The following is a 14,160-nucleotide window of genomic DNA, read 5'->3' on the forward strand; positions in this document are numbered from 1 at the left end:
AATAGTCAAGAAATAGTCAATTGCGGCTTGTCAGGGAGGGGGACTCATGGGTGACGTGTCACTGACGCCTCTGGGAATCACCGTTCTGGGCCTGCTGTCCGAGCGTTCGATGCATCCGTACGAGATGTATCAACTGGCCTCGGTTCGCCGGGGCGATCAGTTGGTGAAGATCAAGCCGGGATCGCTCTATCACACGGTTTCCCGGTTGGAGAAGCAGGAACTTCTGGCTTCGATCGGGACCGATCGTGAGGGCAACCGGCCCGAACGGACGACGTACGAGATCACCGCCCGGGGCCGTGAGGCCCTCGAGCATCAACTACGTGAGATGTTGGCGGTTCCGGTGCGGGAGTATCCGCGGTTGCCGCTCGCGCTCGCCGAAATGCACAACCTCTCCGCGTCCACCGCGTGTCAGATGCTTCGAATTCGTCTCGCGCACCTCGACAAGACGATCGCGAAATTCGAGGCCGACTACGAAGCGCTGAAGGCGGCGGAAAAACCACGAATCTTCACGGTGGGCGCGGACTACGCCCACGCACTGACCGTCGCCGAAAGAGAGTGGATCGGCGCGTTGGTGACAGACATCGAGAGCGGCGAAATGCCCTGGCTCTCACAAGAACTTCTCGACCGGCTGGCCGGCTCCGCAGGCTCGTCCGCACTACCTAAGGACTGAAGATGGAAAAGCAGGTCAATCCCTGGCACGCGCTGTGGGCGCTGTGTATCGGGTTCTTCATGATTCTGGTGGACAGCACCATCGTCGCTGTCGCCAACCCTGCGATCATGGAGGACCTCGGCACCGACATCAACAAGGTCGTCTGGGTCACCAGCGCGTACCTGCTGGCGTACGCGGTGCCGCTGCTCGTCACCGGCCGGCTCGGTGACAGGTTCGGACCGAAGAACCTGTACATGATCGGCCTCGTACTGTTCACCGGCGCTTCACTGTGGTGTGGTCTGTCCGGCAGCGTCGAGATGCTCATCGTGGCAAGAGCTTTCCAGGGTCTGGGCGCCGCAATGATGACGCCTCAGACGATGGCCGTCATCACACGCACGTTCGCGCCGAACAAGCGTGGCGCCGCAATGGGCCTGTGGGGCGCGGTTGCCGGTGTTGCGACGCTGGTCGGTCCGCTTGCCGGTGGTGTGTTGGTCGACAATCTCGGCTGGGAATGGATCTTCATCGTCAACGTCCCGGTCGGTGTCATCGCATTCCTCCTCGCGTGGAAGCTTGTTCCGTCGTTGCCGACCAGCGAGCACAAGTTCGACATCCCCGGCGTGATTCTCAGCGCCGCAGGCATGTTCCTGCTCGTGTTCGGAATCCAGGAAGGCAGTTCGTACGACTGGAACGGATTCGTCTGGAGCCTGATCGGCGCCGGTGTGGTGTTGCTCGCGGTGTTCGTGTTCTACCAGTCACGCAACAAGAACGAGCCCTTGCTCCCACTCGAACTCTTCAAGGACCGCAACTTCTCGCTCGCCAACGTCGCCATCACCGCGATGGGCTTCGCGATCACGTCGATGGTCCTTCCGCTGATGTTCTACACCCAGGCAGTTCGCGGACTCTCCCCGACGCAGTCGGCGCTCCTCCTCGTTCCGATGGCCGTGCTGACCGGCATTTTTGCGCCGATCATCGGCAAGCTCGTCGACAAGACGCATCCGCGCTACATTGCGGGCACCGGCTTCCTGCTGTTCGCGATCGCCCTGGGCTGGCTGGCATTGGTGATGTCTCCCGACGTCGCGATCTGGGAACTGCTCCTGCCGATCGGCCTGATCGGCTTCGCCAACGCATGCATCTGGTCGCCGCTCGCGGCCACCGCCACACACAACCTGCCTCCGATGCAGGCCGGCGCCGGCGCCGGCGTCTACAACACCACCCGGCAGGTGGGTGCGGTTCTCGGCAGTGCCGCGATCGGAGCACTGATCACCGCACGATTGGCGGCTCAGGGTCTGACCGGCGGCAGTTCCGAAGCCGGAGTGGGTCACCTACCCGAGTTCGTCCGTGAACCGTTCAGCACGGCGATGTCGGAGTCGATCTGGCTGCCCGCCGGCGTGCTGCTCATCGGCTTCGTCGCTTCGGTGTGCTTCGCTCGGCCTCTGCGCGGCGACGCACACGACGACGCGATGGCCGTCAGTGCCGAAGCGCGTCGGGAAACATCACTGCACGATTGAGATAGTCGCTCGGGTCCAGGGCTCGCTTGATCGCCCACATCGTGGCTATGTCCTCCGCAGAGAGGGCCAGGTTCAGATAGTTGCGTTTGAGCGAGCCCACCCCGTGTTCGGAACTGACGTTTCCGCCGTGATCGCGAACCAGTTCGAGGACGCTGCGGTACACGGTGTCGGCGTTCGGGCAGTTCAGGACGTTGAGGTGGATATTTCCCTCGGCGACGTGTCCGAAGAGGATCGGAATTGCCGCGGGGGCACGACTCGCGATCACCGCCGCGGCGTCCTCGGCGAAGGTGGCAAGCGAGTCCAGCGGCAGCGCCGCGTCGAATTTCAGTGGGGGGCCGAACAGTCCGACCACTTCGGCGAAACACTCCCGCGCCGCCCACAAACGCGTCGAGCCGGGATCGTCGACCGCCACGGCCGGGGTCTGCGGTGGGTCGATGCGTTCGAGCAGCTCGGCCAGGTCTTCCAGCGGATCGTGGGCCGCGGACACCTCGGCGAGGAGGTACCACGGTCGCCCCGTCGGAACCGCGGCGTTCAAATGGTGGGCGGCCAGTTCGAGACCGCGCCCGTCCAACAACTCCAGTGCGTCGACGCCGTCGAGAGTGCGCAACACTCGCCCCGCCTCGACGACGTCTTGGAGTGTGTCGAAACCGGTCAGCGATGTGACGCGGTGAGTCGGTATCTTCCGTAATTTCAGGTCGACGGAAGTGACCACCCCTAGAGTTCCCTCGCTGCCCACCCACAGTGCGGGCAGGTTGTATCCGGAATTGTCGGACAACACTTTCGGTGACCGGCGCACCGTGGTCCCGTCGGGGAGCACCACCTCGAGGCCGAGCACCTGTTCGGCCATGTTCCCGTATCGAACCGTGTGCAGCCCACCGGCATTGGTGGAGACCATGCCGCCGATCGTCGCTGTATCCCGAGAAGCTATGTCCACCCCGAATTTCAGGCGGGCGGCGGCGGCCGCCGAATGTACCTGCGCGAGTGTCGCTCCCGCACCGACGGTGATCCGACCGGCGGCAACATCGACTTCGCCGATCGCCTCGAGGCGTTCGGTGGAGAGCAGGACGTCGTCGTGCTCGGGCACCGTCCCGGCGACCAGACCGGTTCGCCCGCCCTGAACGGTGACCGGTACGCCGCGCGAGCGGCACACGTTCAGCACTGCCGAGACTTCGGCGGTATTTCCGGGTCGGACCAGAGCGCTGGCGCGCCCGCTGTAGCGCCCTGTCTGGTCGGTGGAACGGGTCGCCAACACGTCGGCGTCGTCGACGACGAACCGGTGTCCCACAACGTCCGCGAGTGCATTTCTCAGACCGTCCACCCGACGATCGTAGGCCGGTTCGATGTGGCAGTGTGGCGGCATGACTGCTCCCGAATCGCATCCCACCCGTCTCGAGCGCTTCACCACCGATGGTGGTGCCGAGGTGGCTGTCCTGACGTTCGCGCACGGACCACTCAATCTGTTCGATCAGGCCATGTTCGACGCCGTCATCGCCGATGTTGCAGCGCTGACCGAAAACCCACCGCGCGCTGTGCTTCTGCGCGCCGAGGGCAAGGTCAACTCGGCCGGCGTCGACGTCCATGTGTTCGACGGACTGAACCCGGAGCAGGGAGCGGAATTGTGGCGCGAACTGTTCGCCCAGATCTGCCATCCGCTCGAGGCGTTGCCGTGCCCGGTCATCTACGCGGCGCACGGGCTGACGCTGACTGCTGCCTTCGAGATCTCCTTGGCCTGCGACATCATCCTCGCGGCGCCGAAGGCGAAGTTCGGACTGGTCGAGACAGTGGTCGGTCTGACGCCGTCCATGGGTGGACCGCAGCGTTTGGCCGAGCGCGCCGGTTCCGGACGGGCTCGGGAGTTGGTCATGACCGGCGATCTCTACGACGCCGCAACTCTGCACTCGTGGGGCGTCGTCAATGCCGTTCACGACGATGTCGATGCTGCGGCGCGTGCCCTGGCGGCCCGGTTGGCGGACGGGCCCACGCGAGCCCACGACGCCACCAAGCAGATCGTGGCGGCCTGGCGTTCCGGCGGGATCGCCCACGCTGATTCGGTGACTCCCGGGGTGTCCGGTGCGCTGTTCGCCACCGATGACCTACGCGGCGCTGTCCGCAGTTTCCTCGAGGTCGGACCGGGCAAAGCGGTCTACTCCGGAAAGTAAGTTTGCGACGATTATCGCCAGAGACCTCCACGAACTGTGATCCACGTCATATAGTCGAATGGCCGGTGGGTTGTCAGTGACGTGGAGGTATCGATGCGGTCGACGCTTGTGGAATACCCGTGTTCGACTCAGCTCCTCGCCGACGCCCGTGTCACCCGTGCGGGTGACGGGGTGCTTCGGTACAGCCAACTCGACCCGTCGCTGTCCGAACTCCTCGATATCGCCGTTCATCGATTCTCCTCACGCATCGCGGTGGAGGAGGTCGACGGCGAGCAGGTCACCTTCGCGGAGTTGTGGGCCGAGGCGTCGCGGGTCGCAGGCGGGCTGAAGTCGCGAGGCGTCGAGATCGGTGACCGTGTGGCCATTCGCGTCGCCGCCGGGGTGAGGTGGATGGAGGCGTGCCTCGGCGTCATTCTCGCCGGCGGTGTTCCAGTCTCCGTGGGTGTTCATCTGAGCGACGACGCGGCGGACTTCGTCATCGCGGACAGTGGCTCGGTGTTGGTGCTCGACGGGGAACTCCCACACGGTGTTCCGTTCATCGACGACGGTGCCGCCCCGGAGGAGATGGCGATCCTCGCGTACACCGCCGATTCTTCGGGCGAAATGCTGGGCGTCGAGTTGAGCAACGAGAACGTGCTCTCCGCCATCGTCGGCATTCTGCACTCGCGCGATTACGGCGTCGAAGGTGTGCGCAATCTATTGGTGGACAATGACTTCAAGTCGGTACGGCAATTCGTGCACGTGCTCGCGACGTTGGTGGTCGGTGGAACGGTGGTCCTCGCCGGCGACTTCTGGCGTGAGAGTGTGCATACCGTCGACATCGTGACCGGGCGGCCCGAGGACCTGCTCGAGCCTCGGTTGCTCACCCTCGGGCCGGCGGCGCGTGCCGGTTCGAGGTCGGTGCAGTGGATCGATTGCAGCGGGTCGCCGATCACGGCCGAACAGGAAGCCAAGCTGCTGACCCTGTTCCCGGCTGCTCGGCATGTGATCGGGTGGGGCAAAACCGAGACCTGTGGGGCTGGTCTCATTCTGCCAACCGAGTCGGCACCCACCCACCTCGGAAGCGTCGGAATCGCTTTCGGTGGAATGGAAGTGGCGTTGTACGGCCCGGATGCTCCAGGTGGTTTCGGTGAGTTGCTGTGCCGTGGACCGAGTGTCACGCGTCGGTATTGGAACTCGCCGCAAGCGACCTCGACGAGGTTCACCCAGGGGTGGTTCTGCACTCACGACACCGCGCAGATCGACCCCGATGGCTTCGTCCGTATTGTCGAACGCAACGTCGCGTAGTCACGCGAGCGTGGTCGACAAACGAGAGGGACATCATGGCGGACGAGGTTCTCACCGAGCGGCGCGGGCGGACACTGATCATCACCATCAACCGGCCCGAGGCGCGTAACGCCATCAACTCGGCGGTCAGTCACGCATTGGCCGCTGCGGTCGAAGAGCTCGATGCGGACGACGATCTGTCCTTGGCGGTGCTGACAGGAGCCGGCGGAAACTTCTGTGCCGGTATGGATCTGAAGGCATTCGTGGCCGGCGAGAACGTACTCGTGCCGGGACGCGGTCTCGGATTCACGGAAGGGCCGCCGCGTAAGCCGATCATTTCGGCGGTCGAGGGCTTCGCGTTGGCAGGCGGCACGGAACTCGTGCTTGCCACCGACCTGGTGGTCGCGTCGTCCGAAGCGAAGTTCGGTATCCCGGAGGTCAAGCGAGGGCTGGTCGCAGGTGGAGGCGGATTGTTGCGCCTGCCCAAGCGGATTCCGTACCAGAAGGCATTGGAACTGGCCCTGACCGGTGACAGTTTCACAGCCGAGGAGGCCTACCGCTACGGCTTCGTGAACACGTTGACCGAGCCAGGTAAGGCGCTCGAAGGCGCGCTGGAGCTGGCTGAGCGCATCACCCGCAACGGACCGCTCGCGGTTGCGGTCACCAAGGAGATCATCGTCAAGGCCGGCGGTTGGTCCGACGACGAAGCTTTCGCGAAGCAGTTGCAGGTCATGGCGCCGGTGTTCGCGTCCGAAGATGCACGCGAGGGCGCGACGGCGTTCGCCGAGAAGCGCGCCCCGGTCTGGAAGGGGCGGTAACACCGACATGGCTACACCTGTCGCAGAGCTGCACATGCACATCGAGGGTTCTCTGGAACCCGAACAGATTTACCGACTTGCCGAGCGCAATCGAATGGACTTGCCGTACAAGGATATCGACGATCTGAAGTCGAGGTACGAGTTCACCGATCTGCAGTCGTTCCTCGATCTCTACTTCGCCAACATGGCCGTCCTGCGCACCGCGGAGGATTTTGCCGACCTGACGCGAGCGTACTTCCGCCGCGCGGCTGCCGCCGGCGTCGCGCATGCCGAGTTCTTCTTCAATCCACAGGCGCACGTGGTCCGTGGTGTTCCGCTGACCGAGGTCCTGGACGGGATCATGGATGCGGTGGCATCGAGTGAGCGCGAGTTCGGGCTCAGCAGCGCGGCAATCGCCGCCATCCTCCGAGATCAGCCCGTCAAAGACGCCGAGGAGATCTTCTCCGAGATAATTCGCCTGCAGGCTCCGATCGTCGGGCTCGGACTCGACTCCGCGGAGGTCGGCAACCCGCCGTCACTGTTCGAGGACGTGTTCGCCCGCGCGCGTGCCGAGGGTTTGCACGTTGTGGCTCACGCCGGTGAAGAGGGACCGCCCGAGTACATCTGGCAGGCGCTCGACATTCTCGGCGCCGAGCGGATCGACCACGGAGTCCGGGCACTCGAGGATCCTGCCCTGATCGAGCGTCTGGTCGACGAGGAGATTCCACTGACGGTCTGCCCGTTGTCGAACGTTCGTCTGCGGGTGTTCGATTCGCTGTCGGATCATCCGCTTCGATCGATGCTCGAGATGGGTTTGATCGTCACGGTCAACTCCGACGACCCGGCCTACTTCGGGGGATATGTCGACGACAATTTCACCGAACTGGGCCGAGCCCTGGGTCTGACGGAGGCCGAGCGAGACACCCTCGCCCGGAACTCGATCAAAGCCTCGTTTGCGAGCGATGCGCGAAAAGCGGAACTGCTGCGGCACTGAACGTCAGTCGCCGAGCACCTGACGCAAGTACTCGTTGTCGAACACACGATTCGCGTCGTACTTGTCTCGAACGGCGACAAAGTCGTCGAGTCGGTCGTACGTAGGACGCAGGTCGTCGACGGTCCGGTTGTGCATTTTTCCCCAATGCGGCCGGCCGTCGACGGCGCGCGCGATGGCTTCCACCGCGGCGAAGTATTCGGTTTCGGGTCGGCGGTGGTACTGGTGTACCGCGATGTATGCCGTGTCGCGTCCGTGAGCAGTGGAGAGCCAGAGGTCGTCGGCGGCAGCAAAACGTACTTCGACGGGGAAAGCGACGTTGGTTCCGGACTTCTTCATCCAGCGATCGATTTCGTGAAGTGTCTCGGTGACGTGTTCGCGCGGAATCGCGTACTCCATCTCCTTGAACTTCACGCGGCGCGAAGACGCGAATACCCGGTAGCTGCGATCTGTGAACTCGCGGGCGCCGAGCAATCGGGACGACACGTTGTTGATTCTCGGGATCGCGGCCGGTGCCAGGGTGGCAACGCGGTTGACACCTTCGAAGAGTGTGTTCGAGAGGAGTTCGTCGTCGACGAACGCGCGGACCTTGCCCACCGGATCGGGTTCGGTATCTCCGGGGAGTCGCGTATTGCTCTTCGTCAGGACACGATCGGTGTGCGGAAACCAGTAGAACTCGAAGTGGTCCAAGCCCAGACGATCGCTCTCGAGGGTGTCCAGTATGTGAGACAGCGTGTCGGGTTCCTCGATTGCGCGAAGTGTGAATCGCGGGACGCAGGCGAGAGTGATCTTCGAAATGATGCCGATTGCGCCCAATCCGAGGCGGCCTGCTTCGAACAATTCGACGTTTTCGTCGGCGCTTGCGGTAACGACGGATCCGTCGGCGAGAACGATCTCGATTCCGCGAATCTGCGTGGCGATACCGCCGAATCGTGCGCCGGTGCCGTGTGTGCCGGTGGACGTCGCGCCGGCCAGTGACTGGACGTCGATGTCACCGAGATTGGCCATCGCATATCCGCGTTGCCACAAGGCGTCGTTGAGAGCATGAAGGCGAGTGCCTGCAAAAACAGTGACCAGCGCACCGTCGTCGGTCGGTGTGATCGAGTCGATTCCGCTCAAGTTGTCCAGGCTGACGAGGACACCGTCAGTGACCGCGACACCGGTGAACGAGTGGCCGGCGCCGACGGCCTTCACACGTTGGCCACGCGAAGCGGCCTCGGCGACCAACGACGAAAGTTCACGGGTATTTGTCGGCGTCGCAAAGCGACGCGGCGCGGCGCTTTGAGTGCCCGCCCAGTTCTGCCAAGTGTCCGAAGCCATTACGCAATAATGTACTTGGACGGTCGTCCAGGCAAGTATTGCGCGAAGATTTTGTCATTTGCGTTCTACGATCATTGGATGCTGAACAGGCTCCCGGCGGACGAACGCCGCACACAATTGGTCGAGTCCGCCTTGTCTATTGCGGAACAGCGCGGTGTCAGTTCTGTGACGGTAAGGGCGGTGGCAGAGGAGGCCGGGGTATCGCTCGGCGTCGTTCATTACTGCTTCGAGAGCAAGGAAGCGCTGATCGCGGCAATGGGTGAAACGCTCATTCTGCAGCTCAGTGCGTCGATGCAGTATGCGTTCGCGCAGGTCCGCCATGCGCCGGATCTCAGTGGCGTGCAGGGGCTCAGGGAATTGCTGCACATCGGCCTGACCGGAATGTGGCCGACCATCGAGGCAACCCCGGATCGCCAGTTGTTGACCTACGAAATTACTGCGCAGGCACTGCGTAGTCGCAATCTCGGAGCCGAACGTGCTGGGGCGGTTGCATTTGAGCAGTACCGAATCATGGATGAGCTCGCGGTGTCGTTTCTCGAAGAGTGCGCCAAGATATCGGGCACGGTGTGGACGGAGCCGTTGAGTTCGATTGCGCGACTGAGTCTTGCAATGATCGACGGCCTTGTTCTGCGATGGCTGGTCGATCGTGACTCCGACGCGACTATTGCCGAGTTCGGAGAAATGGTTCAGGTAATCGCCAACAAAGCCGTGGTCGCGCCTCAGTAGAACCGCCATCCTGGACATACGTCCAGGATTGGTGATTGACTGGTCGCACGCCGCGACGATTGGATCATCTGTGACCAGGACCCTTGATCGACTCACTGCTGCCACGCGAGAACTCGACCCGCCTCTGGCTGCTCTGGATCTGACCACACTGCGCAGTAATGCAGCCGACCTGGTGCGCCGCGCCGGTGGAACCCCGGTGCGAGTGGCGAGCAAATCGGTTCGTTGTCGGACGGTTCTGGCTGAAACTCTCGGCGACACACTGACCGCGTCCGGCGGATTCCGCGGAATCATGGCGTACTCACTGCGCGAGGCTCTGTGGCTGGTCGGGCTCGGCGCACGGGACATCCTGATGGGGTACCCGACCGCCGATCGTGGCGCCATCGCGGATCTCGCTGCCGACGACACCGCTCTCGCATCGATCACCTTGATGGTCGACGACGATGCGCAGTTGGACCTCATTCGTTCGGCGTCGACGGGGGATGCGCCTGTCCGCGTGTGTCTCGACGTCGACGCGTCACTGCGGATCGGCCCGATCCATCTGGGCGTACGACGCTCGCCACTGCGCGAACCTGGCGCGGTCGCCGCACTCGCGGCGCGTGCGCGCCAACGCGGATTCTCCGTCGTCGGAGTGATGTTCTACGAAGCCCAGATTGCCGGCCTTCCTGACACCAGTGCTCCGATCGGTTGGGTCAAGAAAGCCTCTGCCCGCGAATTGGCGTCCAGAAGGGGCGCTGTGGTCGCGGCCGTCACCGATGCCGTGGGTGCACTCGAGATCGTCAACAGCGGCGGTACGGGGTCGCTGGAGGTCAGCTCGGCCGATCCTGTGGTGACCGAGGTAACAGCAGGCTCCGGACTGTACGTACCGACCCTGTTCGACCGCTACCGTGCCTTCCGTCCCGATCCGGCGCTGTTCTTCGCACTGTCGGCCGTGCGCAAGCCGACGCCGTCCGTCACGACACTGTTCGGCGGCGGATACATCGCGTCGGGACCTGCCGGAGCCACCCGCGTTCCGTCACCGGTCTGGCCCGCTGGTCTCAAACTGCTCCGCAACGAAGGTGCCGGCGAAGTCCAGACGCCGGTCACCGGGAAGGAAGCCGGAAACATCGCGATCGGCGACCGCGTATGGTTCCGTCACGCCAAGGCCGGCGAGCTGTGCGAGCGCTTCGACCGCGTGTACGTGGTCGAAGCCGACGGCACCCGAACCTCGGTTCCCACCTATCGCGGCGAAGGGCAGTGCTTCGGGTAGGGCAGTGCTTCAGGTAAGACAGGCTTCGGCTAGCTCGTCAGCCTCATGAATGCACCCAGTTCGACCAATCCCGCAGGCGTACTGGGCATGTACTGCGTCAACGCGTGTGATCGAACGATGATCGCGCACCACTTGCCGCGTGAGACAGCAACATTGAGACGGTTTCGCGACAGCAGGAACGACATCCCTCGCGGGACGTCCTCGACGGCAGATGCGGCCATCGACACGATTGCCACCGCAGCCTCGCGGCCCTGGAACTTGTCGACGGTCCCGACCTCGACCTCCGTGAGACCGGCCTCGGTGAGATCGCGCTCGACGGTGCCCACCTGGGCGTTGTACGCCGCGACCACGAGAATGTCCGACTGCTCCAGCGGCCTGGTTCCCTCGAACTCGCTCGGGTCGGTCCAAGGCGTACCGAGAAGGCCCTGGATCTGGCGAACGATTTCCTGGGACTCTTCCGGGGAGTAGGTGGAATTGCCGCGGTGATCGACGAACACCGTGTGTACTCCGGCAGCGAGTCCGTCGAGTTTTCTTGCCGCACTCACGGTTTCCTGGGAATGCAGCTTGCCCTCGTACGACAATGCGGACACGGGCGCACACAGATCCGGGTGCATCCGCCACGTTTTCTCGAGGAAGTAGCCGAGTTCGGGTGGCAGTGCGCCGTGTCCCTCGGCGAGCCAACCGAGTGCCGATTCGTCGACAGGTTCGGGGTGAGTACCTTGGCTCACCTGCGGCAACTGCTGCGGATCGCCCAGCAGCAACAGGTTTCGCGCGGAAATCGCGACGGCAATGGTGTTCGCCAGCGCGAATTGACCTGCCTCGTCGACCACGAGCAAGTCCAAACTGCCGGCGGGAACACGATCGGTGTTCGCGAAGTCCCACGCAGTGCCGCCGATGACGCAGCCGACGCCTTCCGCTTCGGCGATGAATCCGGCGTATTCCTCGGACGCGATGTCCTGCCATTCCGCGGTCTTGCTGCGGCTGCCCTTCTTCGCGACCAGTGCGGGGTCCACGCCGGCCTTCAGAATGCCGCCAAGCATGTTCTCGACCACCGAATGTGATTGTGCCACCACGCCGATTCGCCAATGGTGTTGTTCGATCAGTGTCTTGACGACACGAGCGCCCGTGTAGGTTTTGCCGGTACCGGGAGGACCTTGCACCGCCACGTAGGAATCGTCGAGGTCGAGAAGTGCGGCGGTGATGGCGTCGGCGTAGTTGTTGTCGGTGCCGACAGGTGGCAGCGGTGAACCCGAGAGGGTTCTCGGGGTGCTGCGCCGGAGAATGTCGACTGCCGCGATGTGTGGCAGTTCGGGCAGGCTCTCGCTGGCGTCGGACGCGGCAGCGGCGATGGACTTCTCCATGCGTCCGGTGGGAATCGGACGACCAGGTGCCAATGCGACTGGGGAATCGATGTATTCGTCACCGCTGAGCAGTTCTTCCACGGTGACCACGTCGAGCCCTTCGGACTTGACGACGGCGGTGACCTTGACGCTGCTGGTGCCGCGCTGGGTGGGGTTCTCGCTTGCAACGGCATCCGGGGAGGGGGTTGCGTAGAGCGCGAAAAGATCACTGCCCGGGCTCAAAGACGTTCCGGTGCCGAAACTTCCGGTCAACCGGATGTGGCGACGAAACTTCTTCTGCCGCGCGGTGCTCTTGTGCCAGTCCGTTTCGATTTCGGACTGTTCGACCACCATGACGTCGCGGATGTCCACGAGGTCTTCGATCGGTGTGACCAATCGGTCGAAGTGGGCCCACCAGTACGGCTTCCGCTCGCGATTGTGGTAACCGACTGCCGCGGCCAATAGAGCAGCAGCCTGCTGATCGGGGGTACGCGTCGAACCTGCCTTGTGTCCTGCGAATTCGCGGAGCGCGAGCTCCGATTCGGTGAGCTCCTCGAGTGGAATCTTGATCTGCCCGGTCGGCTCACGAAGTTCGACACCATGTTCTGCGGCGCGCTCTGCAAGCCAATCGCGCAGGCGCAGAGTGGATTCGCAGTCGTACTCGTTGTAGTCGGAGATGCCCTGAAGAAGTTCCCTGGCCTGGTCGGCTTGTCCGCCGTCGCGCAATTGGCAGTAGTCGGCATAAGCGACGACCGAAGCGGCGGCATTGGTCACGTCGCCGTCGCGGCCGTGCTCACCCATGTAGAGCGGCTCGAGTTTCTTGATGCTGTACGAGCGTTGTCCGATCCGCAGGCAGGCACGGACGATCGGGTACAGGTCCACGAGCACGTTCTCGCTGAGCAGGGTGTCCACCGTTTGCTCGCCGACACCGTGACGTGCGGCCAAGCGCAACAGCGCCGATTTCTCGTACGCGGCGTAGTGGTAGATGTGCATGCCTGGATGAGCTTCTCGACGCGCGGTGACGTAATCGAGGAAGTCGAGGAGCGCCTGGCGCTCACCCTCGCGATCGTGTGCCCAGAACGGCTTGAACACGTAGTCGTCCGCAGGCCCTTCGACCACACCGAACAGATACTCCAACCCCCAATCGGTGGACCCGTCCTCGGCCCAGAGCGGATCGCCCTCGAAGTCGAAGAAGATGTCGCCGTCGTCGGGGATGGGGAGTCCGCCGAGCGCCGAGGGTTCGTAGACCTCGAATTCGGCGTCGCCGGACACTTCCTGGCGTAGTTGAACCGCTGCCTGTGCACGGAGCTTGTCGAGTGTTTCCCGGCGGATTCCCTCGACAGGGCCGGTGCTCGCGGCGAGTTCGTCGATTGTCGTGATCCCCGAGACGATCAGCTGTTCACGCTGATTGCCGCGGACACCCGCAACCAGCAGCAGGTCTCGATGGCTTTCGACCTCGACGCTGCAGGTGTCGCATCGACCACAACGCAGGTACCGATCGTCGAGCCACTGTGTCGGTTTCCCCTCGGCGCGGTGCTCGTCGAGGACTCGTTCGAGTTCAGCTCTACGTGCCGCGAATACCGGCGCGATGTCTCCGATGTCGTGCGACGACGTGCTGCCGTCGCCTAGCAGTAGATGAACTTGATCGGAGGCGGCAATTGCATTGCGCTCCAACGCATCCGCGTATGCGGCGAGTTGTAGAAGTGCCGACACCTTGGCGTGCCGGGAGAGCTTGCTGTCGTAGACCGCGTAGGTGTCGCCTTCGCGGACGAGGAAATCGCAGAACCCGAGGAATCGGCCGTCGAAAAAGGTTCCCTGATAAATGACCGGCGCGCCCGATCGTGCTGCCTCGACGGTGGCCAACGTGGCAGCGGTCAGGCCTGCGCGTGAGTGTTCCGGTCGCGGCATGACGACGACGCCGTCTCCGTGCTGATCGATGAACTTCTGAAGCTGTTCGCGCTCGTGCGAGTCGCCGAGGCTCGACGTCCGTTCGAGCATCGGATCCGCCTCGGCGGCCTCGGCCGCGATCAGACCGGTTCGGGCGTCGAGTTGCCGCAGCAGTGCGAACTCGCACGAGGCCGCAGCCGAGAGGTCGCTGGCGCTGTAGACGATCTGATCATCGAGTAGGAACACAGGGCGATTGTGCCATCGCTCACCG

At 63.5% G+C, this 14,160-nt stretch carries 11 protein-coding genes; 8 read left to right on the top strand and 3 right to left on the bottom strand.

Annotated elements, in window-relative coordinates; translation table 11 throughout:
• The first annotated feature begins 46 nt into the window (after positions 1–46).
• Together ASU23_RS04970 and ASU23_RS04975 are read left to right on the top strand one after the other, a co-directional pair.
• The gene (locus tag ASU23_RS04970; protein WP_007736146.1) at positions 47–670 is read left to right on the top strand and encodes a PadR family transcriptional regulator; all 624 of its coding nucleotides are present in this window, start codon (positions 47–49) and stop codon (positions 668–670) included.
• A gap of 2 nt (positions 671–672) precedes the next feature.
• On the top strand, positions 673–2,157 hold the full coding sequence (locus ASU23_RS04975) for a DHA2 family efflux MFS transporter permease subunit (RefSeq protein WP_003945132.1): 1,485 nt from the start codon (positions 673–675) through the stop codon (positions 2,155–2,157).
• Here the strand turns inward: ASU23_RS04975 and ASU23_RS04980 are convergent.
• Positions 2,117–3,517: an FAD-binding oxidoreductase gene (locus ASU23_RS04980; RefSeq protein ID WP_051720874.1), complete on the bottom strand. Its 1,401-nt coding sequence runs from the start codon at positions 3,515–3,517 to the stop codon at positions 2,117–2,119. The two genes, ASU23_RS04975 and ASU23_RS04980, sit on opposite strands and share 41 nt — an antisense overlap.
• Between ASU23_RS04980 and ASU23_RS04985 the strand changes: the two genes are divergently transcribed.
• From ASU23_RS04985 to ASU23_RS05000, 4 genes are all read left to right on the top strand, one after another.
• Positions 3,516–4,316, top strand: coding sequence for an enoyl-CoA hydratase/isomerase family protein (locus tag ASU23_RS04985; protein ID WP_007736151.1), 801 nt, complete (start codon positions 3,516–3,518; stop codon positions 4,314–4,316). The two genes, ASU23_RS04980 and ASU23_RS04985, sit on opposite strands and share 2 nt — an antisense overlap.
• 93 nt (positions 4,317–4,409) lie before the next feature.
• Entirely contained in the window at positions 4,410–5,603 is a 1,194-nt protein-coding gene (locus tag ASU23_RS04990; RefSeq protein ID WP_058037452.1) for a class I adenylate-forming enzyme family protein, read from the top strand.
• Positions 5,604–5,638: 35 nt separating this feature from the next.
• Positions 5,639–6,400 (top strand): crotonase/enoyl-CoA hydratase family protein, encoded by a 762-nt coding sequence (locus ASU23_RS04995; RefSeq protein WP_058037437.1) that lies wholly within the window; start codon positions 5,639–5,641, stop codon positions 6,398–6,400.
• Between the two features lie 7 nt (positions 6,401–6,407).
• On the top strand, positions 6,408–7,373 hold the full coding sequence (locus ASU23_RS05000) for an adenosine deaminase (protein ID WP_003945144.1): 966 nt from the start codon (positions 6,408–6,410) through the stop codon (positions 7,371–7,373).
• 3 nt (positions 7,374–7,376) lie between these two features.
• Here ASU23_RS05000 and ASU23_RS05005 read toward each other — a convergent pair whose 3' ends face one another.
• Entirely contained in the window at positions 7,377–8,690 is a 1,314-nt protein-coding gene (locus ASU23_RS05005) for a D-arabinono-1,4-lactone oxidase (RefSeq protein ID WP_054781623.1), read from the bottom strand.
• 78 nt (positions 8,691–8,768) lie between these two features.
• Between ASU23_RS05005 and ASU23_RS05010 the strand changes: the two genes are divergently transcribed.
• Positions 8,769–9,416: a TetR/AcrR family transcriptional regulator gene (locus ASU23_RS05010; protein WP_020908434.1), complete on the top strand. Its 648-nt coding sequence runs from the start codon at positions 8,769–8,771 to the stop codon at positions 9,414–9,416.
• Positions 9,417–9,486: 70 nt separating this feature from the next.
• Positions 9,487–10,662, top strand: a complete 1,176-nt coding sequence (locus ASU23_RS05015) for an amino acid deaminase/aldolase (RefSeq protein WP_007736155.1) — start codon at positions 9,487–9,489, stop codon at positions 10,660–10,662.
• Positions 10,663–10,691: 29 nt separating this feature from the next.
• Here ASU23_RS05015 and ASU23_RS05020 read toward each other — a convergent pair whose 3' ends face one another.
• Entirely contained in the window at positions 10,692–14,135 is a 3,444-nt protein-coding gene (locus ASU23_RS05020; protein WP_058037453.1) for a bifunctional RecB family nuclease/DEAD/DEAH box helicase, read from the bottom strand.
• Positions 14,136–14,160 lie beyond the last annotated feature (25 nt).

Origin of the sequence: Rhodococcus sp. KB6 (genome assembly GCF_001445685.1) — a bacterium.
Lineage (GTDB): Bacteria > Actinomycetota > Actinomycetes > Mycobacteriales > Mycobacteriaceae > Rhodococcus_F > Rhodococcus_F qingshengii.

Bases quoted from the DNA above. Each gene is read 5' to 3' on its own strand.
- ASU23_RS04970 (WP_007736146.1), top strand. From the start codon at position 47: ATGGGTGACGTGTCACTGACGCCTCTGGGAATCACCGTTCTGGGCCTG.
- ASU23_RS04975 (WP_003945132.1), top strand. From the start codon at position 673: ATGGAAAAGCAGGTCAATCCCTGGCACGCGCTGTGGGCGCTGTGTATC.
- ASU23_RS04985 (WP_007736151.1), top strand. From the start codon at position 3,516: ATGACTGCTCCCGAATCGCATCCCACCCGTCTCGAGCGCTTCACCACC.
- ASU23_RS04980 (WP_051720874.1), bottom strand. From the start codon at position 3,517: ATGCCGCCACACTGCCACATCGAACCGGCCTACGATCGTCGGGTGGAC.
- ASU23_RS04990 (WP_058037452.1), top strand. From the start codon at position 4,410: ATGCGGTCGACGCTTGTGGAATACCCGTGTTCGACTCAGCTCCTCGCC.
- ASU23_RS04995 (WP_058037437.1), top strand. From the start codon at position 5,639: ATGGCGGACGAGGTTCTCACCGAGCGGCGCGGGCGGACACTGATCATC.
- ASU23_RS05000 (WP_003945144.1), top strand. From the start codon at position 6,408: ATGGCTACACCTGTCGCAGAGCTGCACATGCACATCGAGGGTTCTCTG.
- ASU23_RS05005 (WP_054781623.1), bottom strand. From the start codon at position 8,690: ATGGCTTCGGACACTTGGCAGAACTGGGCGGGCACTCAAAGCGCCGCG.
- ASU23_RS05010 (WP_020908434.1), top strand. From the start codon at position 8,769: ATGCTGAACAGGCTCCCGGCGGACGAACGCCGCACACAATTGGTCGAG.